The organism is Mucilaginibacter sp. P19 (assembly GCF_050632265.1).
Lineage (GTDB): Bacteria > Bacteroidota > Bacteroidia > Sphingobacteriales > Sphingobacteriaceae > Mucilaginibacter > Mucilaginibacter gossypii.
On record NZ_CP192586.1, the window covers coordinates 5,391,163 to 5,413,312 of the forward strand.

Consider the following 22,150-nt stretch of genomic DNA (forward strand, 5'->3'; position numbering starts at 1 on the left):
CTATTCTTTAATTAACAGGCACAAAACCGGCAAACAAATCACCGGCTTCCTTCAACGTATTTAGTGGAACGTAATCACAAACTTCAGCATATTCTCCCCACATTTGCTGCACTGCTTTATTATGATGGGCATTTGCAATAGCCTCCGCACTCAGCCATTCAAAAACTTCAATGATGGTGCCATCGGCAGCTTCCATGATGATTGATTCACGGTCGGTTACCAGCCCCTCCTGTTTGAGGCGGGGTACATGTGTTTTCAAGAGTTGCTTCAATGCCTCCTGTTTGCCCGGTTTGGGTTTATAGGCAACAATTACAATCTGTCCCATAGGCTTCCGTTTATTGTGGATGCAATTTACGAAAACGAAGAAGATTTTTAAATAGTGATGTCATTTCGACTACAGGGAGAAATCTTATACGCCGGTTTAGCGAACTTGCATGTCCGCCATAACAGGTGTACAGGATTTCTCCTCGTACCTCGTCGAAATGACATTTCCTTTGACTGCGATTACTCCCCTCCGGAAAATCGGCGCCTACGGTAGTCGCCTCCCAGGTATCAAAATCCTTTTGTAACTCCTGCAGCTTATTGCGCGCCCCTTTCAATGCTGCTTTACCTAATAATAAACGCAAGGGCGGGTTTTCTGCTTCTACAGCGTCAACAATAGCTTTGGCAGCACGTTCCGGATCTCCCGGCTGCTTGCCGCTGTAGCCGCGGATATTATTTTTGTTTGTACCTGCTGTTTCTTTATAGTCGTCAATAACGATCTTACTGTTATTAGCCGAACGGCCGGCCCAGTCGGTACGGAAACCACTCGGTGCAATCACCGTAACTTTAATACCAAGATGTTTGGTTTCTTTAGATAGCGCTTCGGAATAACCGTCGACAGCAAATTTGGTTGCATTATAGAAACCTACTGCGGGAAAAGCCACTAATCCGCCTATAGAGGCGATATTAACCACATGGCCGCTTTTCTGCGCACGCATAATTGGCAAAACAGCTTTGGTCATGTTGGCAAGACCGAAGAAGTTAATCTCGAACATACGCCTTACTTCCTCCTCTTCACTCTCCTCGATAGCGCCAAAATAGCCGATGCCTGCATTGTTAACCAATACGTCAACAGTGCCGAATTTTTGTGTTATAGTATCAACACCCGCTTTGATATCATCCGCTTTTGTGACATCAAGCTTCAGAGCTATTGCTGTTTCAGGATAACCGTCAACGATATCTTTTATGTCATCTGTATTGCGCGCTGCAACACCGGCTCTATAACCTAATTGCAAAACAAGCTTTGCCAATTCCCTGCCAAAACCGGTTGAGCAACCAGTTATCAACCATACTTTATTTTTCATGATAGTTTGTGTTTGATATTGTAAAATAACGGTGTAGTATTCAATTGTTTGTCAGTTGAACTTCATTGTTGCATAAGCTGGCAATTATTAGTTATTTTTGTGTCAAATTAATAAAAATGCTACACCTGAACCCTAAATTAATTCTCTCAATTGCTTTTCTATTTAGTACATGTATTTTGGCTTCGTGTTCTAAAAGCGGCGGAGATCCCACCCCCCTAAAACAGATCCCCCTGCGTTAACAGTAAGTTCCATCAATGTAAATGAAGGCCCGTTTAATACCCTTGTCGAAATTACGGGTACCGGCTTCAGCACAACCTTAACTGATGACAAGGTGTTTTTTAACGATAAAGAGGGTATTGTAAAAACGGCGACAGCAACTAAACTTACCGCAACTGTACCTGTAGGAGCAGGAAGCGGAATTATAAAAGTTACTGTAAATGGCAAAACCATCGTAGGCCCCTCTTTTACCTATTTGTTAACACCGGTAACAACTACAATTGCAGGCAGCGGTACAGCGGGAGCAAATGATGCAGATGGTGCCTTGGCAAGTTTTAATGGACCAATTGGCATAGTGATTGACAATGATGGCAATTTATATGTTGCCGATTCAAAAAACAATAAGATCAGGAAAATAAGCACCACCGGAACGGTAAGCACTTTTGCAGGAAGCGGTACTGCGGGGCTGGTAAACGGCATTGGTGCAATAGCTTGCTTTAATCACCCGGATGCATTAACCATAGATAATGCCGGGAACATTTATGTTGCCGATGAATTAAACCACGTAATACGAAAAATTACTCCTACAGCCTCGGTAAGTACTTTTGCCGGCAGCGGTGCTTATGGCCTTACAAATGGCTCGCTTACATTGGCTGCTTTTAAAAACCCCACAGGGATCAGTATAGACGGCTTGGGCAATTTTTATGTTGCCGACCCGCAAAATAATGTGATCAGGAAAATTGATAATACCGGTATGGTAAGCACTTTTGCCGGAAACTCGATATCAGCACTAACAGATGGTACTGGAACAGCGGCAAGTTTCAATTTGCCGGTAAGTGTGGCTACAGATAAAAACGGGAATGTTTTTGTTGCCGACCTGTTAAATCAACGCATCCGGAAAATAACTCCCGCTGCTGTAGTTACAACGGTTGCAATAACCGGTGTACGTAACACCACTTTTGACGGTATTGACGCGATAAGTTTAGACGCCGCGGGTAATTTATACGTTAGCGCAAACTCCTCGTTGATAAAAGTTAACAAGGATAACGTTACTAACTTAGTGGCCGGCGGCTTGGCTGATGCCGAAGGCCATGTAGTTGATAAAAGCGGCAATATTTTTATAGCCGATACAAGGAATAATAAAATCCTGAAGATATCATTGCAATAAACAAGTTTTGTATTGCAGCCTTTAAGCTTCTATAAGGTTTCGTAAAGTCTGGAATTAAAGATAATCAAACGAAAACCGGCGATGAACTAACGCTCATCGCCGGTTTTTTTGTTTCCCCTTTTAGGGGGAGATCCAGAGAGGCTATTTTTTCCAAACGTTATTTTCAGGATTGTAATCCGGTAATACTTTATCAGGATCGTAAGTAACCGATTCAATTTCTTCGGTTGATGGATATTTAAATGTCCATGACGCATAACGCTCCCAAATTTCAACCGGCAGTTTTACGCGGTCAACTTTACCACCTTTGGTTTTAACTTCCAGGATAACCGGCATTGCCATTTTACCCAGGTTATCTAAAGTGATCAGCGAGCCTTTGGTTGGATCGTTATCAACATATTTTACATCGCTTACAGCAACATCCAAACGCCAGTCGTTCAGGAACCAGCCTCTCCAAAACCATTGCAGGTTTTCGCCGCTTGCATTTTCCATCGTGCGGAAAAAGTCGTCGGGAGTTGGGTGTTTAAATGCCCAGCGGTTAATGTAGGTTTTAAAGGCGAAATCAAAACGCTCCGGGCCTAAGATCTGCTCGCGCAGCAATACTAAACCGGCGCTTGGCTTTGAGTAAAGCAGGGTACCAGTGTTTCTCTCTTTTAAGTTAGCCGGCTGGCTCATAACAGGCTCAAGATCGGGCCTGGTAAAGAAAGCACCGATAGTATGCATATCCGGCACCCTTGTGTTTTTGTACTCGCCATTGTTAAAGTTAGCGGTAGAAAGCGTATTGATGAACGTATTAAAACCCTCGTCCATCCAGCCGTACATGCGCTCGTTTGAGCCTACGATCATCGGGAACCAGGTATGACCAAATTCATGATCGTTTACACCCCAAAGACTTGCCTTTTTAGCTTTCGCTCCGCAGAAAACAATGCCTGGATATTCCATACCACCCACTATACCTGCAACCGCAGTAGCAGCAGGATAAGGGAACTCGAACCATTTTGATGAGTTATACTCAATAGATTTTTTAACGTACTCTGTTGAACGGCCCCAGGCATCGTTGCCGTCGCTTTCAACCGGGTAGGCAGATATAGCAGTTGATTTTTTACCGCTTGGCAGGTCCATTTTGGCAGCATCGATAATAAATGCTGCAGATGAAGCCCATGAAGCATCACGGGCATTCTTGATTTTAAAGTGCCAGGTTAACTGGGTTTTACCGGCAGGGCGCGATTTTGGATCGGTAACTTCAGCAGCCGAGCGGATGATGACAGTGCTTTCGCTTTTTCGGCAGCTGCCCAGCGTTTCAATTGCTCAGGGGTATATACTTCCTGCGGGTTTAATAATTCGCCGGATGCTACAACAATATGGTTGGCAGGTGCAGTGATGTTCAGGTCAAAATCACCGTATTCCAGGTAAAACTCACCCGGGCCGCTATACGGCAGGGTGTTCCAGCCCATTACGTCGTCATACACACATACGCGCGGGTACCATTGTGCAATAGTATAAACTTTACCATTTTTGGTTTGCAGGTAGCCCATACGGTCCGACCCATAATTTGGCGACACAAATGAGTATTCAATTTTCAGTTTAGCCTGTCCGCCGTTCGCGGCAATTTCTTTTGGAAGGAAAACCTGCATCCTGGTATCGGTGATCAGGAATTTAACGTCGACATATTCGCCTTTCAAACCAGCAACTTTTACCGATTTAATTTTATAACCGGCATCAAACGCCTCGCCGCGGCCCCAGTTACGGCTACCTGCCGGGGGAACGATGGCTGTACCTCTTGAATCGAGCTTAAACAGATTCTGATCCAACTGCATCCACATAAAGCCCAATGTTTGCGGACTGTTATTGGTATACGTTAAAACTTCCGAGCCGGTAATTTCGTTGGTTTGATCATTCAGTTTGGCAGCCAGCTGGTAGTCTGCACGGTTTTGCCAGTATTTATATCCTGGCTCGCCACTCGCTGCGCGGAACTCGGTACCATTTTTAGTATAAAAACCGGGACCAAAAGTTTCGTGATAATCGTAAACAGAACCGGCGGGGGTGTTGTGGTGGTAGGCGCTGGCTGCTGGGCGTAACTCACGCTTGCGGCCAACATAAAGGCAAGGCTGCAACCTGCCATCAGTTTTAGTTTCATGTTCAGTCAAATAAATTGCGTAAAGGAACAAGTATACTACAAATTAGGGAGATGCAAAAGATTGGTAAAACGATTGTTACCGATTTAATTAAGGAATTGATTTCGTGCTTAAAGGCTGCTTATCAGGTGAATTGGTTATTGTTGGTGACAACACCAACAATTGCTAAAAAATTAGGGACGCGTTAGATACCACGCCGTTGTTGGTGTTGTCACCAACAACTATTCACCCTGCATGATGTGTAATTAAACCGAACTCGTCTATCCCCGTTTCATAAAACCTGGCAGATGAATATTTATAATCTTCCGGATATTGAACCAATTTCCATTTTTCCTGCAATGGATTATTGTGGATATAGTCCAACTTTTGCATAAAAACGTCCGGGGTCCACAAATCAATACTTAAGGAATTTCGCTCCCAAAATTGATATTTCCGATCCTTGGCATTAACCATAAGTAGGGATAATCTATCATCATTACTATCCAATAAGCTGAATTTCATCTGCTGCGCCGTAAATTTCAAGAAACGCATTTGAACCAAATCCCGTGTATGTCCGTCTTGTATCTGCCATATCAAATGAATGTGATTAGGCATTATCACGAACCCATAAACAACTATACTTCCTTCGTTTTTTAGAAACAACAGACTTTTTATAATTATATCTTTATAAATATCTTCTGTTAGCAATGGCTTCCATTCTAAAATTGTTGCTGTGAAAAATTGTGGATGATAGTCAAAGTTAATTTCAGCCATATATGCTAAAATAAATAAAATCGGCTCACTTTATTTATTGATGCTATTGCCAATAATATTTAATCATTAGGAACTAAAAAATCATTTTATGCGTAACGATCACAGCATAAGATAATACGCGGCGTAGAGTTGTTGGTGACAACACCAACAACGGCGGGCAATGACATAATTATTTCCGCGCCGTTGTTTATCTAACAACGGCACGAAATACGGTTCACCAAATCCTTACTTCCCCAAAAAATGATCTGCATAAACCTTCTCATCAAAACCGAAGAAAAGGAAACCATTATCCTCAATTACCGGGCGTTTGATCATACTGGTTTTTTGCTGTAATAATTGCAGCGCGTCGGCGTTGGTTTTGATGCTTTCCTTAACAGCAGGCTCAAGTTGTTTCCATGTGAGGCCTTGTTTGTTCAAAAACTTTTCGTAACCTGCTTTGGTATCCCATTCCTGCAATTTTTCGGCGCTTACACCCAACTTTTTGAAATCCTGGAAATCGTAAGCTACCTTATTTTCTTTAAGCCAGTCGAGGGCTTTTTTTACTGTATTGCAATTGGTTATTCCGTAAACTTTCATGGGGGTAAATTTACGGATTTCGATATATCATGAGCAGGGACTATTTCAACTCGCCTGTTGTTTTATGATATGGCGATAAAAAACAAAAAGAGGCGCCATTACGCGCCTCTCCTAACAAATATCTATTAGCAATTAACCATTGCCGCCGCCATTGCTTTTGCCCCCGCCTTTGGTATCATCGTTATTAATGCCACGCTGGTTCTTTTTGATATCGCCATTCAGTTTACCAAACTTAAAGTTTAACCTCACAGCAAAATTCCTGTAGCGGTTATGGTACAATGATTCCTGGTCGAAATCAACTGTATGTGTGGTCGATCTGAATGTACGGTATTTACTGTACGGGTTGTTGGCTACTGCCGATATGGTCAGCTTTTTGTTCAGGAACTCTTTAGATAGTACGTAGGAGTTAAAAATAAAATTGCTTGACTTGCCTTGTAAGGTAACATCCCCGCTAAAGAAACCGGCATCGAGGCCAATGCGATAGCCGCCATCAAATTTGTAGCCAATATTGGCAAAAGCGTTGCCGGTGTAACCGTCATTTTTATAAAACTGGCCGTTATAAGTTCCCTTTAACCACACGTGCGAAATTTGCCCGTTGATATTAACCGTAAACTTTTTAGTGATTGAGTAATTGGTATTCAAGTTTAAGCCAAGTGATCGGTTGCTGCCTAAATTTTGGTACGTAGTAAACGTAACGGTATCAATATGATCGCCCATGTTGTTTTGAATCAGGCTGGTTACGTTTTGGATAGCATTGTTGGAGAACGCATAGCTCAAACCAACATTGATTGATCCTTTTGAGAAATTACTATAGTTCAACTCAAAAGTATTGTTCAACTCCGGCTTCAGATCGGGATTACCGGTGCTGATGAATTTAGGGTTCGATTTATCAATAAATGGATTTAACTGGTAAATACCCGGCCTTTGAATGCGCTGGGTAAAGCCCAAACTGATGCTGCTGCTTTTCATAGAGCGCTGAACAGATACCGATGGAATAAAGTTATTATAGCTTTTATCAAGCGGCGTACCTGTAAACACGGCATTTACCTGGGTATGCTCCAAACGTAAACCAGCCTTACCTGTCCATTTATCAAACTTTAACTGGTATGAGTTATAAGCACTATAAACATCCTGATGGTAATCAAATTCACCGGTTTGCCCTGTGTTTACATTATATACCGAACTGGTTGAGTCTTTGTCCTCGCGCCTGTAATCACTAAAGTTATTACGCAGGATCACTTTACCACCAGCCTCAATGCTGATTTTTTTAACGGATAAGCATAATCTAACTGGAAGGTATGCTCGCGGTTACCTGCGTTATTATACTGTCTAAAATCTGGCTGTAAGGAATTATAATAGTTAACCCTGTCCGAAAATTGGTTATCAGTAAAGTTTTTGCTTGGACCATAGCTGTATTTGTACGATAAGGTAAGCAGTTCATCTTTGTGCCCTTTAAAACCTAACTGGTAGTTGATAGATGCATCAAGTCCCTGGTCATGATTATAACCATTGCTCGATAGATTGTAACCTTGTGTAAGTGCACCGGCCTCATTGGTTTGTGCCGAACGCTGCGTACCATCCTGATCAAACTCGCCATGGAAAACTTCAAATGAGCCAGTGAGCAGGTTCAGGGTATCTATCTCGTAGCTCATTTCGGCGTTGGCATAGCGATACTTACCGCCAAATGAGTTGGTACCATCCTGTAATATGTTTGACCTTACTATTTTTGAGTTTGGCTCAAACTGCGTTTGGGTAGTAGTAAAAGTATTGGTATTACGCTTCTGGTTACCAAAACCTGCATAACCCGAAACTCCGAACTTACCTTGCTTGGCTGTCATGTTCAGGTTATACCCCGGCCCCCAAACACTGTTATAGCGCATGTTGACACTGCCATTATAGCCCTGATCCGCGTTCTTTTTAGTGATGATGTTAATTATACCTGCCAAACCCTCGGCATCGTATTTTGCAGGCGGCGTAGTGATCACCTCAATCTTTTCGATGTTGGTGGCCGGCATCGCCTTTAACACGTCAGATGGGTTTTTGGCCATCAGCGCCGATTCTTTTCCGTTGATCAGGATCTTATATTTACCGCTGCCTTTTAACTTGATGTTATCATCGCCGTCCACAGCTAAAAGCGGCACTTTACGCATCATGTCCAATGCAGATACCGCTTTGCTTTCGGGATCGGCAGTAACATCATAACTGAGGCGGTCAACCTCCTGTTTCATTACCGGCTTTACAGCGGTAATGGTTACCTCGTTCAGCTGTTTACTTGATGCTGCTACCAGGATCCGCCCCGCATCAAACGTTTTATCGGTTATTTTCACCGGGAGTACTTTGGTTGCATATCCAACAGAAGCTACTACTAACTGATAGGTTTTACCTTCGGGGGCTTTCAGTTCAAAGCTCCCGTCATCTTTGGCAAGCGTACTTTTTACCGGGGTTTTGGTAGCGGCATCCTGCAGTGCCACCGTACCATACCCCAATGGTTTGTTGGTTGCCGAATCGATGACAGTACCTTTAACGGTTATATTTTGAACAGAGACCGGTGCGGCAGCCTGGGCCATAGCCATGCCCGTGACAAAACAGCATAGCACTGTTAGTAGAAATTGTTTCATAATTGCGATTTTGGTCATAAGACGTTTAAGATACCCGGGCGTGACACCAAAAAATATGCGTTTAACACTTTTTAACGTTTGCCACTGCCAGGTAACGGGTTAGTTACTAAAGTTGTTAATTGCGGCTTCCGCTGCTGGTGTCATCATTGTTAATACCACGTTGATTTTTCTTTATGCTGCTGTTAAGCCTGCCGAATTTGTAGCTCAGGCTCACGTTAATGGTGCGGTAAAAGTTGTTGTTAGCGGTGTAAGTATCAAAGTCGGGCGTTTTGGTGTAGAAGTCGAGTTTGTTGAATTTTTTGAAAGGATTATTAATGTTTACTGATAGCGTGGCCTTTTCTTTAAACATGGTTTTAGTACCGCTGATAGAGCTGAAGAAATAATAATTATCCTTCCCCTGCAGCAATACGTAACGGCTGTCATACCCAATGTTTAAGCCGGCGCGATAGCCGCCGTCAAATTTGTAGCTGGTATAAGTAAAAATGTGTCCCTGGTTACCGCTGTTTTTATAAAGCGAACCGTTATAGTAGCCCTTAAGCCAAACAAATAAAAGTTCGGCATTGACATTTACATTTAGTTTTGGGGTGATAGGATAGTTGATATTGGCATCAAAGCCCCAGTTTTTGTTAGAGCCCACATTGTCATAAGTATTGGTAGTTACCCCGGCCGAATCAACCCGCGCCAGGTTTTGTACTGTATTATTGGCAAACGAGTAATTGGTGCTCAGGTTGATAGATCCTTTGGCAAAATTACTATACCCCAGCTCGAAGTTATTGGTAACCGCGGCCTTCAAATTAGGGTTACCCATGTTAACATATTGCGGGTTGGTACGATCAGTAAATGGGTTTAACTGGTAGATACCCGGGCGTTGGATGCGCTGGGTGAACCCTAAAGTAAGGCTGCTGCTTTTTAAACTTTTTTGGATAGATACCGATGGTATAAGATTGTTATAATCCTGGTGAACGGTGCTGTTAGTGGTTGAAAAATCGGCATTAACAGTTGTATGTTCTAAACGCAGGCCTCCCTTAAAGGCCCATTTGGCAAGCTTTACCGAATAGGAGTTATACAAGCTGTAAACGTTCTGCTTGTAAGTAAAATCGTTAGTTTGACTGTCATTAGTTTGATAAACACCTGGCTGCGTTAGTGTATCCGTATGGAAATTACTGTAATTGTTTCTCAGAATACCTTTACCGCCTGCTTCAAGTGTCAGTATTTTTGCCGGCTGAATATAATCTAACTGAAAAGCGTGCTGCTTTGAACCGGAATTATTGTACTGCTTATAATCTGCCGGAGGCGGAACGCCAATTTTATCGGCACCCGATGTTGCATTGTTATTTTGATCATTGTTGTTATTGTTGTATTTATATGATACCGTTAGCAACTGATCTTTATGATTTTTAAATCCCAACTGATAGTTCAGGCCTGCGTCTGCACCATGAAATGTACTATTACCCGAATTAAATAAGCGATAAAACTGGGTAACAGCATCAACACTATCGCTAATACTGGTTACCTGGTTATTTTGCTGCTTACCTTTACCGTTATAAAAATCATACATACCTGTAATGAGGTTCAGGGTATCTACCTCATAGCTCAGCTCACCGCTGGCGTACACATTGTTAGCCCCATTGCCCCTTGTCCCGGTTTGGTTAAGGGACGATTTAGGATGATAAAAATTGGTAATATTTTCAAACGATGAAGTTTGCACGGGCCTGTGGTTGTAGCCTGCGTAACCCGCGAAACCGAATTTACCTTGTTTAACAGTTACGTTTACGTTTGCACGTTCGCCAAAAACATTGTTATAGCCCGTATTGATACTTACGTTATAGCCCTGGTCCGCATTTTTTTGGTGATGATATTGATGATCCCCGCAAGGCCTTCGGCATCATATTTTGCGGGCGGCGTAGTGATTACTTCTATCTTTTCAATATTGGCAGCGGGCATAGATTTCAACACGTCCGATGGGTTCTTGGCCATCATGGCCGATTCTTTTCCATTTATCAGGATCTTGTAATTATCATTACCCCGTAGCTTGATAGCGTCGTTGCCATCAACAGATAACAAAGGTACTTTACGGATCATATCCAGCGCGGTGATAGACTTACTTTCCGGGTCGGCAGTTACATCATAACTCAGGCGGTCCACCTCCTGTTTCATTACCGGCCTAACGGCGGTAACGGTAACTTCTTTCAATTGTTTGCTCGATGCCGAAAGCAGGATCCGGCCTGCATTAAATGTATTATTTGTAAGTTTTACCGGGATAGTTTTGGTGGCGTAACCAATAAAAACAGCAACTAACTGGTAAGTTTTACCTTCTGGCGCTTTTAGTTCAAAACTGCCATCGTCTTTAGCAAGCGTACTTTTTACCGGGGCTTTGGTTGCGGCATCCTGGAGCGCAACGGTAACATACCCCATGGGTTTATTTACAGCCGAATCAATGATGATGCCTTTTACAATAATATTAGGAACTGCCGGAGCAACGGAAGTTTTTGTTTGAGCGAATAAGAGTATAGATAAGCAACAGCAAAGTACCGTTAGCAGGATTTGTTTCATAAGGTTATTTAGGTTTACAAGACGTAAGTACACACCCGCGCGTTACAACGCGAATTACGATTTGAACGGAATTTTAACTAAAATATTAGTTTGTAACGACGTTGTTACTTATTATAACGAGTCATGGTAAGTTCGGTTCCAATAGTTGCAAAACTCTTCACCATTTCTATCGAACGATCGATCAATGCAGGCAGTTCGGGCTGTTCGTCTTTATCAAACGGGCTCAGCACAAAATCAACCTGCCGGCCTTTGGGGTAATTATCACCAATGCCAAAACGCAGGCGTGCGTAGTTATTGTTGCCAAGCACCTCTTCAATATTTTTAAGGCCGTTATGCCCGGCGGCGCTGCCTTTGGGTTTTAAGCGTAAGGTACCCAGCGGCAAGGCAAGGTCATCCACGATAACTAAAACATTCCCCACCGGAATTTTCAGGTCTTTCATCCAGTAGCTCAGGGCTTTTCCGCTCAGGTTCATATAGGTAGTAGGTTTAATGAGGCAAAGCGTACGGCTTTTGAACGATACCTCGGTATAATAAGCAAGCCGCGAGTTTTGAAACCTCGCTCCCTCTTGCCTGGCCAGTTCATCCAACACCATAAAACCGATATTATGCCGGGTATCTACATACTCCGGACCAATATTCCCTAAACCTACAATTAAATATTTCATGCCCCCTGGCCCCCTAAAGGGGAATTTTTGATTAGCTTAAATTTTAATGCGAAGATATTATTTATTGCTCAAACAAAAACAGCGATAGAAATTACTCTATCGCTGTTTTTAAATTCAACTCCTGCTCCCCCTTCAGGGGGTTAGGGAGCTTATTTTTTACCTTGAGCTGCTTCCTGCTCTGCCTGACGTAATGCACGTGAGGTAGTTACAGAAACAATGGTATCTTCTTTAGCGTTGGTGATCACTAAGTTATCTAATTTAATATCAGATACTTTTACTGATTTACCAACTTCAAGAGATTCGATGCTTACTTCAATAGCATCAAGATGATCTTTAGGAAGCGCTTTGATACGCAGTTTCCTTAATTTTTGAACCAGTTTACCACCTACTTTAACACCTGGAGAAGTACCGGTTAATTTAACTGGGATCTCGATGGTGATAGGTTTTTTCTCATCTAACAATAAAAAGTCAATGTGAGTGATTTTTTCAGTTAGTGGGTGGAACTGGATGTCTTTGATGATAGCTTGTGATTTAACACCGGCGATTTCCAGATCGATGAAATGAACAACCGGAGTGTAAACTACGGCTCTCAAATCAGCTGCGGACACAGAAAAGTGGGTCTGGGTAGCACCACCATAAAGAACTGCAGGCACCTGGCCATTGTAACGCAGCTCTTTTGCGTCTCTTTTCCCTACGTTCTCTCTTAGAGAACCGCTAATAGCAATTGATTTCATTTTTATTTATTTGTTTATTTATTTGTAGCCCATGGTCGATAGTCAATAGACCATGGATTTATTTTTATTCTAACCAATCAACCACAGCCATGGACTATCGACCACTGACTATGGACTTAAAACTAATCCACCTTAAACAAGGTACTTATCGAACCGTGTTCGTTTACGTTGCTTATCGCTTTTGCAAACAGCTCGGCGGTTGAAAGCACCCTTATTTTAGGGCTGCTTTGTTTAAGCGGGATTGTATCTGTAACTATCAGTTCGGTTAATGCCGAGTTTTCGATAGTTTCATAAGCCTTACCTGATAATACCGGATGTGTACAAACCGCGCGTACGCTGCGTGCACCACGCTCCATGATCAATCCGGCTGCTTTCGCTAACGTACCTGCGGTATCGCAAATGTCATCAATCAGTACTATGTCCTGATCGGTAACATCACCTATCAGCGTCATGGCTTCAATTTCGTTAGCGCGTTTACGTCGTTTATCGCAAATTACCACTTCGGCATTAAAGAACTTGGCAAAGCTCCGAGCCCTGTATGAACCGCCCATATCAGGCGATGCAATAGTAAGGTGACCTAAACCAAGGCTTTTAATATAAGGTACAAAAATGATAGAAGCATCCAGGTGATCAACCGGCACGTCAAAAAATCCCTGGATCTGCGCTGCGTGCAAATCCATGGTCATGATGCGGTTAATACCGGCTGCAACCAACAGGTTAGCTACCAGCTTTGCACCAATGGCAACACGGGGCTTATCTTTCCTGTCCTGACGGGCCAAACCAAAGTAAGGTATAACGGCGTTTACATAGTGGGCTGATGCACGGCGGGCGGCATCAATCATCATGAGTAACTCCATTAAATTATCGGTTGGCTGGTGAGTTGACTGGATCAGGAAAACATCACATCCCCTTACAGATTCGTTAAAATGCGGCTGGTATTCGCCATCGCTAAAACGCGATATCACAACTTCACCTAACTCACGACCATAAGCATCAGCTATAAGATGCGCAAGCTCCTGCGAACCTGATCCTGAAAATAATTTAACCGGGTTAAATTGTAAGGGCATTTTGATTTTGGATTTGGGATGTTCGATTTCGGATTTACCTGTCTTCCACCGTTGATCTTTTACAAATACAACCGTCATAAAACACAATTCGGATTTCAAGTTTTCCAATCAGAATAAATCCGAAATTGAAAATCCGAAATCCGAATTTTATTGTTGCCCGACCAGGATTCGAACCTAGACAAACGGTACCAAAAACCGTCGTACTACCATTATACTATCAGGCAATCTCCTTTGGTTTGTTTTACTCCCCGAAAAGGAATGCAAATATAGCGCGAATATTTGATTCTCAAAATAGAATTTTAAAAAAGTTTATTATCAACTCAAACACAGTAAAATAAAATACAAATGCGCCTCAAAACGCCTCTTTTAATGGCAACATCCCAATAGTTTTATTATTTTCGGCTGCTTTAAACCTGTTTTTTAGATAGCATCCGAACATGAATTACAAAAAACTCAACAATATATTTGGCTGGGTGGCCTTTATCATTGCCACGGTAACTTACATTTTAACCCTTGAGCCATCATCAAGCTTTTGGGATTGCGGCGAATTTATAGCCTGTATCTATCGCTTACAGGTAGCCCACCAGCCCGGCGCGCCCCTGTTTACCATCATTGGCAAGGTATTTACCCTGCTATCCATGGGCGATAATACCAAAGTTGCTTATTGGGCCAATATGGCATCGGCCCTGGCCAGCGGCGCTACCATCATGTTCCTGTTTTGGACCATTACCGCCCTTGCCAAAAAACTGTTGGTTAAAACACAGGAACAGCTTAATGTTACCAATCTCATCCTGATCATAGGTTCGGGCCTTGTAGGCGCATTAGCCTATGCATGGTCGGATACCTTTTGGTTTTCGGCGGTTGAATCGGAAGTTTACGCACAATCATCACTTTGTACCGCTGTAGTATTTTGGGCGATATTAAAGTGGGACGCTCACGCCGATGAGCCTCATGCCGACAGATGGATAGTTTTTATCGCCTATGTAATGGGCCTTTCCATCGGTATTCACTTATTAAACTTACTGGTGATCCCGGCTATCGGTTTGGTGATCTATTTCCGCAGGGTAAAAAATGTTACTACAAAGGGAACATTGCTTACCTTTTTGGCAAGCGTGGTGGCCCTGGCCTTTGTACTTTGGGGAGTGATACAATACACCGTAAAAGGCGCGGCTTTTTCCGACCTGCTTTTTGTAAACACCCTGGGCATGGGTTTTGGCAGCGGGGCAGTAGTGTTTTTTGTACTGCTCATTATTACCATTGTTGCAGGCATTTACTATACTATAAATCCTGTTAAACCTGCCATTATTTTAGCGGCCGTATGCTTTGTATTGATATTAGGCATAAGCGGTGGCATTATTGGCCTGATAGTAAGCGGAGCAGTTTTAGCCTTGTTAGAGTATGTAGTAAAGATCCGCGAAAAACGCTTCGCGCTCAACAGCTTTTTGATCTGCCTGCTGTTTATCCTGTTTGGCTACAGCTCATTTGTAATGATTGTGGTACGTGCAAAGGCTAACCCTAACCTGAATAATAGCGACCCTGAAAATGCCTTTGCCTTAAACAGCTACCTTAACCGCGATCAGTACGGCGATACCCCGTTATTATACGGGCAGTTTTTTGATTCGGAAGCTACGGCTCAAACCGAAGGCGCTAATATTTACCGCCGCGGAGCAACCAAATACGAAGTTGCCGGTAAAAAATTGAATACCGTTTATGACCGTAATACCATATTTCCGCGGATGTTTAGCGATAAGCCCGGCCATCCGGAGTTTTACCGTGAGTGGACTGGTCTCGGTGAAAGCGAACACCCAACCTTTGGCTCAAACATCAGTTTTTTTGCCAAATGGCAGATCAACCAAATGTATACCCGCTATTTCCTGTGGAACTTTGCAGGCCGCGCCAATGACCTCGATGGTCAAAGCTTAAATTCAGGCGCCGACGGCGAATGGATTAGCGGATGGAATTTTAATAAGCCCCTGCCCTATTCGGTTACCCAAAGCAAAAGCTATAACCGCCTGTTCTTTTTACCACTTATCATAGGTCTATTTGGTGCGGTGTTTCACTTTGCACGCAATCAGCGCGAAGCCGGTGTTGTTGCCATCCTGTTTGTTTGCACCGGTTTGGCCATCGTGCTTTACCTTAACCAGGATCCGCTGCAGCCCCGCGAACGTGACTATGCATATGCCGGTTCTTTCTATGCTTTTGCAATATGGATAGGCCTTGGCGTAATTGGTATTGCCGATGTGCTGAGCAAAAAGCTTAATGCAAGAGTGAGTGCAATCATTTCTACAGTAGTTTGCCTTGCTGCTGCACCTTTACTAATGGCCAACCAGGAATGGGACGATCATGACCGCTCAACCAAGCTCACCCCGCATGATATGGCTTATAACTACCTGAACTCATGTGCGCCAAATGCTATTTTGTTTACCTATGGCGATAATGATACTTACCCGCTTTGGTATATACAGGAGGTGGAAAATGTACGCCCCGATGTGCGTATCGTGAACCTGAGCTTGCTGGGTACCGACTGGTACATCCGCGGTATGAAAAACAAAATGAATGAGTCGGAGCCACTGCCGATCAGCATGACAAACGATAAATTTAAACCAGGCGTACGTGATGTGATCTATTTTAGCGATCAGAAAATTCCGGGCGCTACCGAATTAAAAGATGTTTTTGACTTTATGACTTCCGATAAAAAGGAAGCCATGGTTGAGTATAATAACGGCGATGTTGCCAATTATCTGCCAACCAATAAATTCAAACTAACGGTTAACGCTGATGAGGTTATTAAAACAGGCTCCGTACCAGCAGCCGATAAGGATAAAATAGCGCCTGAAATGGACTGGACATTTAACGGTCGTTACGTTACCAAGGACGTACTGGCAATGATGGATATCCTGAGCCATAACAACTGGAAGCGACCGATTTATTTTTCGGTTACCGTACCTAACAGTAATATGATCGGCCTGGATAAATATATGTATAACGAAGGCTTCGCTTACCGTTTACTGCCATTAAAACCGGATACAGCCGTTGGGCCGCTTGAGGCCAGCAACACCGGTAAGATGTATGAAAACATGATGACCAAATACAAATGGGGCAACATGAAAAACGCCAGCTATCTTGATCACGAATCAATGACCATGTTTTACCCGCTCATCACCCGGCTTTACTCAACCCTGGCCGATGATTTGGCCAAAGCAGGCAAGCCTGATTCGGCTCGCAAAGTGCTTAAGAAGTATGACGAGGTAATGCCAACCACTATTAACTCATTAGAGATAGCGGTACGTAAGTATTATATGATAGAAAACGCTTACCGCTTAAACGATATTCAGTTAGGCAACAAACTGGCTAACCTGGTTGATGACTATGTAAGCAATCAGCTTGATTACAGCTACGCACTATTCCAAAAAGGTGAAACCAACCTCGAAAACCGCGACCTGCAATATTCAATGCAGATTTTAGGAGGCCTGGTTGAGTTTAGCAAGCAATACAAGCAGCCGCAACTATTCAATAAATTCAGCACACAGCTGAGTGGCTTTGAAAAGAAATTTGGGGTGACGGGGAAGAAATAAGTTGGCCCTTGATATTTGTAAATGCCCGCTGTTGAGCGGGCATTTTTTGTTTTGGTAAATAGCTGGTCGAAGTTGCGCTGTCTCTAAACTTCGACCAGTTTTAGTGATCATAATAATTTTTGACTTTGTTTAAATAATCCAATAACCACGGCCTTTGTTTTTCATCCGCTAATACAACCTTTAACAATTTATAATGTGAATTAATGAAAAGATAGTCGTTATCAGTAAGGTAGTATGACAGTATTTGGGCTTTGTTTAGCTTAGATTGCTGATATTGCCCGCGCAGCGTTTTCGAGCTTTCGTCCCATCTATATTCAATACTGGTTGAATCATTCAAAAATATTGGCCCATAATTAAAATAAACATCGTTATTGTCATTATAAAACTGTTGGTGATAAACCATTTTTATAGTCAGCGGATTGGTTTGCTGAATTTTGGATTCGAGCCACAAAATCCGAAATTCCCAAAATGCCTGGGCATTACAACTTTCAGGTTCGTTTAATACCGGAATTAGTTTATCATCATCATACTTATAAAAAAAGTAATTGTTCCACCAAATACCGGAACCATTATCAAATTCAGATAATTGATAAACGATAGCTTCGCCGTCTGTATTTTTAAAATATTCTAAATCTTCATCATCTCGGCCATAACCATCTTGTTTGGCAATAATTTTATCTCCTTTAAAAAAATACAACTCAGAGCCGGAACAATGTCTTACATCGCCAATTCTAATTGCAAACTCGTCAAACTTATTTTTATCCCGGTCAAACGGATAGTATTGCAAATAAACATTCCCTTTTTTAACAGAATCAAGCAAGCCCTTGGCTGTGCAGGTACTATCAGTTTTTAATTCGCCAAATATTTTTCTTGCAGCATGTACTTCTATCATTTCCATGCGTGTAGCGCGCTTTAATAACGCAAAATCTGCTGGCTGCAATTTCCAATTTGCAGGTTTTATTAGATTTCTATAAACAGAATCGGCAACAAAAGCAGCTTTATAGGCAAGTGGCTGCACAGGTAGCTTACCCACACTGTCAAAAAAGCAACAAGTTGTGGTTCTGTATATTTGATCTCTACATATTCTTTTGCTTTTGGCTTAACCGCTTTTTTAAGACGCTTTTTATTTATTGGCTTGCTTTCATGATGGCAGCCCAATACGCCTAAAATAAGTATAAGGCAAGCTGCGTTGCAGATGATTTTGGAAGGATTAGGCATAACCGGGCTTACAATTAATATCGCTTTAATTTAACGATATTTCTGTGGAGTTTAACTAAAATCATCGTGGTTATTTATCAGGGCTGCCGCTAAACTTCGACCAGTGACAAAAAAATTAACTACCTGCCAACAGTGTCCTGATAAACTTTCACGTTCCGGAGATAACTCAATATTAACGACCTGTTTTCTTTGTTATTTAAAGCAACCTTCAGTGGTCTGTTAAAAACATTAATAAACAATAGATCATTATCCTCCAGATAATATGATAAAATCTGTGCTTTACTAATTTTAGATTTTTGGTATTGCCCGATAAGTGTTTTTGATTTTTCATCCCACCTATAGCTAACCATGGTTGAATCGTTGATAACGTTAGGTCCAAATTCTATTTTATCTTTATTAACAAATTGATTATAATAGACCATTTTTATCGTTAACGGATTTGTTCGCTTCACTGTAGCATTTAACCATATAACACGCCCTATCCAACTCCCCTGGGCATTTCCATTGGCAAGTTCATTTAACACCGGGATTAATTTATCACCATCGTATTTATAGAAAAAATAATTAAACCATCCAACGCCTGATCCTTCGGCAAACTGATATTGCCTGTAAACAATATTTTCACCATCTACATTGGTAAAATATTCCGGTTCGCTTTCAAATCGCGAATAACCATCTTGTTTCGCTATGATCTTATTTCCTCTAAAATAATAAATCATAGCCCCCTCGCAGTGCCCCCGATCCGCCACGCCAACTGCAAACTCATCAAACTTATTTTTATTACGAATAAAATGATAGGCTTGTAGATAAACGTAACCTCGCTTAACCGAATCAAATAAGCCGTTTGAATTGCAATTACTATCCACTGTAAATTCCCCGAATATTCTTTTCGCTGCATTTACCCTTATTCTCTTGGCTGTTATGGCTTGCTTCAACGATTTAAAATCAGCCGTAGAAAGCTGCCGGTTCATAGGTTTTGTAAACGTTTTGAAAATAGAATCGGCATAAAAGGCTACCTTATCAGCAAACGGCTGTGCCGGCAACTTACCAACACTATCAAAAAAAGCAATAAGTTGCCCTTCGGTATATTGAATTTCTTTATGGCTTTTTTCTTTTGCTTTGATGGCCTTTTTAAAGGACGCTTGTTTACCGGTTTAGTTGTATTATGACATCCTAACAAGCCAAAAACAAGCGCAAAACAGATTATTTTACTAATGATGTTGAAAGGTATAGGCATAACCGGGCTTACAATTAATATCGCTTTAATTTAATGATATTCCTGTGGAGTTTAACTAAAACATCATGGTTATTTATTGTTTATACTAAGCGTAATATATATTTGCCACAATGAAGATCCTGCTCATAGAAGATGAACCCAAACTGGTATCCATTATCCAGCGCGACCTTACCGCCGAAGGCCACGAAATAAGCGTTGCCCTTGATGGTACAACCGGGTTGGATATGGCTATGAAAATGGATTTTCAATTGATCATTCTTGACATCATGCTACCCGGTATTAATGGCATTGAGGTTTGTCGCCGCTTACGGCAGGCCAACCAGAATGCCGCCATATTAATGCTTACCGCACTCGGTACTACCGAAAACGTAGTTGTAGGTCTCGACAGCGGTGCTGATGATTACATGGTTAAACCCTTTAGCCTTGCCGAACTCAATGCCCGCATCCGCACCCTGGCCCGCCGCAATACCAATCTTGTACAGCCACCAAACCTAATCCAAATTGCCGACCTCGTAATTAACGGCGACGAAAAATCAGTTAAACGCGGTGATAAAACCATCGACCTGACAGCTACAGAATATCGCCTGCTGGAGTTTCTGGCTAAAAATAAAAACCACATGCTCAGTCGCATTGAGATATTAGAGCACGTTTGGAACATTGATTTTAATATGGGCACCAACGTGGTTGATGTATACATTAACTACCTGCGCAAAAAGGTGGATAAAGATTTTAACAACAAATTGATCCATACAGTTATTGGCATGGGTTATATTTTAAAAAATAACGCGGCTTAAATGAGCATCCAGAAAAAAGTAGCGCTACTGTTCCTGGTGCTAACAGTGTCGGTAATATTGATATTCAGTAGCGCTATTTTCTATTTTGTACACCAGTTTACCTTCGATGATTTTTATAAACGGCTTGAGACCCGTGTAAACATCTCCTCCCAAATCCATCACCTGAATGATCGCGACAGCCTTGGCGTGTACCGGGAAATACGCCAGCGCTATCTGGAACGCCTCATAGCCGAAAAGCAATACATCATTAAACCTGATATTTACACAAAAGGCAAAACGGTGAAAGGCGTTCCGCGCCAACTAATAAATAACATCATCGCCAACGGAAAATCAAGATTTAAAGCCGATAATGTATTTTACGCCGGCAATATCTTCCACTTTCCCGAGGGGGATGCTATCATTGTGGTTTCGGCAACCAATCCATCGGGCCTTAGTGAACTTAATGATCTTGAGCAGGTGCTGATAGTCAGTTTCCTGATCTCGATATTGATTGTGTATATTATTGGTCGCCGGTTTTCATACCATACCTTTAAGCCGGTACGCAGCATCATAAAAAAGGTAAATACCATTACCGCCAGCAACCTGCATTTGCGTTTGGAGGATTACAACGGGAAAGACGAAATAGCCGAGCTTACCCAAACTTTCAACAACATGCTCGACAGGCTGGAAACAGCCTTTGAAACCCAGAACAATTTTATCAGCAACGCGTCGCACGAGTTACGCACCCCCTGGCCATCATTAAAGGCGAAGCCGAACTTTCCCTCAAAAATCTGGATCAACCGGGGGCCGATCTGCATAAAAACCTCAAAGAGATCCTAACCGGCACACAAAGCCTGCAGGATATTATTACCAGTTTATTGGGACTGGCACAAAGCGGGTTCGACGGTAAAAAACAAAACTGGGAACAAATTAGAGCCGATGAGCTGGCGTTTATGGTTAAAGAAGCTGTTGATCATATTATCCCGACAAATAACCTCAGCATTGATTTTTCATCACTACCCGATGATGTGGATAGCCTGGTTACACAGGGCAACATCAACCTGCTCCAACTGGCCATAAGTAATATTGGCCTTAACGCCTGTAAATATTCCGAAAACAAGCCGGTAATTCTTAAAGTATATGCCGAAAATCACAGCGTCATTTTTAGTGTAAAGGACCAGGGGATAGGTATTCCGGAAAGTGATGTCCAACATATATTTGAGCCATTCTTCCGCGCTTCAAATACCGGCAAATATGAGGGGCACGGCGTAGGCCTCCCTCTTGCACTAAACATTGTAAGGCTGCATAAGGGCAATATCGGTATCGTTTCTAAAGAGGGCGAAGGTACCGAGATCAGGGTAATGCTGCCGGTTTATAATACCCAATAATACGTTTTGCCACGAACGAACCCGTGAGGATATTGTGTGTTTTATATGCTTTGCAAAGCGAATTAAGCATGGTGTAGGAGATTTCTTTTTCCCGCCAGCTCTCAACCGTTTGTTTATCATTTATTTCAACA

General features: G+C 42.3%; 21 protein-coding genes and 1 tRNA gene. 6 read left to right on the forward strand and 16 right to left on the reverse strand.

All coding sequences use genetic code 11. The annotated features are described in order from the left end of the window. Nucleotides 1–7 precede the first annotated feature (7 nt). Both ACQ86K_RS26325 and ACQ86K_RS26330 read right to left on the reverse strand, forming a co-directional pair. Nucleotides 8–325 (reverse strand): hypothetical protein, encoded by a 318-nt coding sequence (locus tag ACQ86K_RS26325; RefSeq protein ID WP_091165504.1) that lies wholly within the window; start codon nucleotides 323–325, stop codon nucleotides 8–10. Nucleotides 326–335: 10 nt separating this feature from the next. After that, complete coding sequence (locus tag ACQ86K_RS26330) at nucleotides 336–1,346, reverse strand: oxidoreductase (RefSeq protein WP_431199066.1); 1,011 nt, start codon at nucleotides 1,344–1,346, stop codon at nucleotides 336–338. A gap of 250 nt (nucleotides 1,347–1,596) precedes the next feature. Here ACQ86K_RS26330 and ACQ86K_RS26335 point away from each other — a divergent pair, with 250 nt between their 5' ends. Next, on the forward strand, nucleotides 1,597–2,730 hold the full coding sequence (locus ACQ86K_RS26335; protein WP_431200938.1) for an IPT/TIG domain-containing protein: 1,134 nt from the start codon (nucleotides 1,597–1,599) through the stop codon (nucleotides 2,728–2,730). Between the two features lie 141 nt (nucleotides 2,731–2,871). Here the strand turns inward: ACQ86K_RS26335 and ACQ86K_RS26340 are convergent, their stop codons facing one another. Beyond that, nucleotides 2,872–3,849: a M1 family aminopeptidase gene (locus ACQ86K_RS26340; RefSeq protein WP_431199067.1), complete on the reverse strand. Its 978-nt coding sequence runs from the start codon at nucleotides 3,847–3,849 to the stop codon at nucleotides 2,872–2,874. Between the two features lie 77 nt (nucleotides 3,850–3,926). Continuing rightward, nucleotides 3,927–4,874: a hypothetical protein gene (locus ACQ86K_RS26345; protein ID WP_431199068.1), complete on the reverse strand. Its 948-nt coding sequence runs from the start codon at nucleotides 4,872–4,874 to the stop codon at nucleotides 3,927–3,929. Nucleotides 4,875–4,915: 41 nt separating this feature from the next. Here ACQ86K_RS26345 and ACQ86K_RS26350 point away from each other — a divergent pair, with 41 nt between their 5' ends. After that, nucleotides 4,916–5,050, forward strand: a complete 135-nt coding sequence (locus tag ACQ86K_RS26350) for a hypothetical protein (RefSeq protein WP_431199069.1) — start codon at nucleotides 4,916–4,918, stop codon at nucleotides 5,048–5,050. A 37-nt stretch (nucleotides 5,051–5,087) separates the two neighbouring features. Here ACQ86K_RS26350 and ACQ86K_RS26355 read toward each other — a convergent pair whose 3' ends face one another. The 10 genes from ACQ86K_RS26355 to ACQ86K_RS26400 form a co-directional block, all read right to left on the reverse strand. After that, nucleotides 5,088–5,615 (reverse strand): transposase, encoded by a 528-nt coding sequence (locus tag ACQ86K_RS26355; protein WP_091165493.1) that lies wholly within the window; start codon nucleotides 5,613–5,615, stop codon nucleotides 5,088–5,090. 225 nt (nucleotides 5,616–5,840) lie between these two features. After that, nucleotides 5,841–6,191 carry a Spx/MgsR family RNA polymerase-binding regulatory protein gene (locus ACQ86K_RS26360; RefSeq protein ID WP_091165489.1) on the reverse strand — a complete coding sequence of 117 codons (351 nt, stop codon included), beginning with the start codon at nucleotides 6,189–6,191 and terminating at the stop codon, nucleotides 5,841–5,843. A gap of 132 nt (nucleotides 6,192–6,323) precedes the next feature. Continuing rightward, entirely contained in the window at nucleotides 6,324–7,430 is a 1,107-nt protein-coding gene (locus tag ACQ86K_RS26365; RefSeq protein ID WP_431199070.1) for an outer membrane beta-barrel family protein, read from the reverse strand. Then, on the reverse strand, nucleotides 7,427–8,809 hold the full coding sequence (locus tag ACQ86K_RS26370; RefSeq protein WP_431199071.1) for a carboxypeptidase-like regulatory domain-containing protein: 1,383 nt from the start codon (nucleotides 8,807–8,809) through the stop codon (nucleotides 7,427–7,429). The genes ACQ86K_RS26365 and ACQ86K_RS26370 overlap by 4 nt, the downstream gene beginning before the upstream one ends. 115 nt (nucleotides 8,810–8,924) lie before the next feature. Beyond that, nucleotides 8,925–10,517, reverse strand: a complete 1,593-nt coding sequence (locus tag ACQ86K_RS26375; protein ID WP_431199072.1) for an outer membrane beta-barrel family protein — start codon at nucleotides 10,515–10,517, stop codon at nucleotides 8,925–8,927. Nucleotides 10,518–10,627: 110 nt separating this feature from the next. Beyond that, entirely contained in the window at nucleotides 10,628–11,362 is a 735-nt protein-coding gene (locus ACQ86K_RS26380) for a carboxypeptidase-like regulatory domain-containing protein (protein WP_431199073.1), read from the reverse strand. Nucleotides 11,363–11,466: 104 nt separating this feature from the next. Further along, complete coding sequence (gene pth / locus ACQ86K_RS26385) at nucleotides 11,467–12,027, reverse strand: aminoacyl-tRNA hydrolase (protein ID WP_091165482.1); 561 nt, start codon at nucleotides 12,025–12,027, stop codon at nucleotides 11,467–11,469. A 149-nt stretch (nucleotides 12,028–12,176) separates the two neighbouring features. Next, complete coding sequence (locus ACQ86K_RS26390) at nucleotides 12,177–12,761, reverse strand: 50S ribosomal protein L25/general stress protein Ctc (RefSeq protein ID WP_091165479.1); 585 nt, start codon at nucleotides 12,759–12,761, stop codon at nucleotides 12,177–12,179. Nucleotides 12,762–12,883: 122 nt separating this feature from the next. Beyond that, nucleotides 12,884–13,828 carry a ribose-phosphate pyrophosphokinase gene (locus ACQ86K_RS26395; protein ID WP_091166935.1) on the reverse strand — a complete coding sequence of 315 codons (945 nt, stop codon included), beginning with the start codon at nucleotides 13,826–13,828 and terminating at the stop codon, nucleotides 12,884–12,886. A gap of 153 nt (nucleotides 13,829–13,981) precedes the next feature. After that, nucleotides 13,982–14,052 (reverse strand) — tRNA-Gln (locus ACQ86K_RS26400). 213 nt (nucleotides 14,053–14,265) lie between these two features. Between ACQ86K_RS26400 and ACQ86K_RS26405 the strand changes: the two genes are divergently transcribed. Continuing rightward, nucleotides 14,266–17,403, forward strand: coding sequence for a glycosyltransferase family 117 protein (locus ACQ86K_RS26405; protein ID WP_091165476.1), 3,138 nt, complete (start codon nucleotides 14,266–14,268; stop codon nucleotides 17,401–17,403). 100 nt (nucleotides 17,404–17,503) lie between these two features. On the opposite strand, the gene ACQ86K_RS26410 is transcribed toward ACQ86K_RS26405, so the two are convergent. Together ACQ86K_RS26410 and ACQ86K_RS26415 are read right to left on the reverse strand one after the other, a co-directional pair. Beyond that, a complete protein-coding gene (locus ACQ86K_RS26410) occupies nucleotides 17,504–18,436 on the reverse strand; it encodes a hypothetical protein (protein ID WP_431199074.1) in 933 nt (310 codons plus the stop codon). A 304-nt stretch (nucleotides 18,437–18,740) separates the two neighbouring features. Next, on the reverse strand, nucleotides 18,741–19,592 hold the full coding sequence (locus ACQ86K_RS26415) for a hypothetical protein (RefSeq protein WP_431199075.1): 852 nt from the start codon (nucleotides 19,590–19,592) through the stop codon (nucleotides 18,741–18,743). A 376-nt stretch (nucleotides 19,593–19,968) separates the two neighbouring features. Between ACQ86K_RS26415 and ACQ86K_RS26420 the strand changes: the two genes are divergently transcribed. Genes ACQ86K_RS26420 through ACQ86K_RS26430 form a run of 3 tightly spaced genes read left to right on the forward strand, consistent with a single transcriptional unit; the run spans nucleotide 19,969 to nucleotide 22,019 of the window. Then, a complete protein-coding gene (locus tag ACQ86K_RS26420) occupies nucleotides 19,969–20,652 on the forward strand; it encodes a response regulator transcription factor (RefSeq protein ID WP_091165466.1) in 684 nt (227 codons plus the stop codon). Continuing rightward, complete coding sequence (locus ACQ86K_RS26425) at nucleotides 20,653–21,471, forward strand: HAMP domain-containing protein (RefSeq protein WP_431199076.1); 819 nt, start codon at nucleotides 20,653–20,655, stop codon at nucleotides 21,469–21,471. A gap of 38 nt (nucleotides 21,472–21,509) precedes the next feature. Then, complete coding sequence (locus ACQ86K_RS26430) at nucleotides 21,510–22,019, forward strand: sensor histidine kinase (protein ID WP_431199077.1); 510 nt, start codon at nucleotides 21,510–21,512, stop codon at nucleotides 22,017–22,019. Nucleotides 22,020–22,150: the final 131 nt, after the last annotated feature.

Bases quoted from the DNA above. Each gene is read 5' to 3' on its own strand.
- ACQ86K_RS26325 (WP_091165504.1), bottom strand. From the start codon at position 325: ATGGGACAGATTGTAATTGTTGCCTATAAACCCAAACCGGGCAAACAG.
- ACQ86K_RS26330 (WP_431199066.1), bottom strand. From the start codon at position 1,346: ATGAAAAATAAAGTATGGTTGATAACTGGTTGCTCAACCGGTTTTGGC.
- ACQ86K_RS26340 (WP_431199067.1), bottom strand. From the start codon at position 3,849: ATGGACCTGCCAAGCGGTAAAAAATCAACTGCTATATCTGCCTACCCG.
- ACQ86K_RS26350 (WP_431199069.1), top strand. From the start codon at position 4,916: ATGCAAAAGATTGGTAAAACGATTGTTACCGATTTAATTAAGGAATTG.
- ACQ86K_RS26355 (WP_091165493.1), bottom strand. From the start codon at position 5,615: ATGGCTGAAATTAACTTTGACTATCATCCACAATTTTTCACAGCAACA.
- ACQ86K_RS26360 (WP_091165489.1), bottom strand. From the start codon at position 6,191: ATGAAAGTTTACGGAATAACCAATTGCAATACAGTAAAAAAAGCCCTC.
- ACQ86K_RS26370 (WP_431199071.1), bottom strand. From the start codon at position 8,809: ATGAAACAATTTCTACTAACAGTGCTATGCTGTTTTGTCACGGGCATG.
- ACQ86K_RS26380 (WP_431199073.1), bottom strand. From the start codon at position 11,362: ATGAAACAAATCCTGCTAACGGTACTTTGCTGTTGCTTATCTATACTC.
- pth (WP_091165482.1), bottom strand. From the start codon at position 12,027: ATGAAATATTTAATTGTAGGTTTAGGGAATATTGGTCCGGAGTATGTA.
- ACQ86K_RS26390 (WP_091165479.1), bottom strand. From the start codon at position 12,761: ATGAAATCAATTGCTATTAGCGGTTCTCTAAGAGAGAACGTAGGGAAA.
- ACQ86K_RS26395 (WP_091166935.1), bottom strand. From the start codon at position 13,828: ATGCCCTTACAATTTAACCCGGTTAAATTATTTTCAGGATCAGGTTCG.
- ACQ86K_RS26405 (WP_091165476.1), top strand. From the start codon at position 14,266: ATGAATTACAAAAAACTCAACAATATATTTGGCTGGGTGGCCTTTATC.
- ACQ86K_RS26415 (WP_431199075.1), bottom strand. From the start codon at position 19,592: ATGAACCGGCAGCTTTCTACGGCTGATTTTAAATCGTTGAAGCAAGCC.
- ACQ86K_RS26420 (WP_091165466.1), top strand. From the start codon at position 19,969: ATGAAGATCCTGCTCATAGAAGATGAACCCAAACTGGTATCCATTATC.
- ACQ86K_RS26425 (WP_431199076.1), top strand. From the start codon at position 20,653: ATGAGCATCCAGAAAAAAGTAGCGCTACTGTTCCTGGTGCTAACAGTG.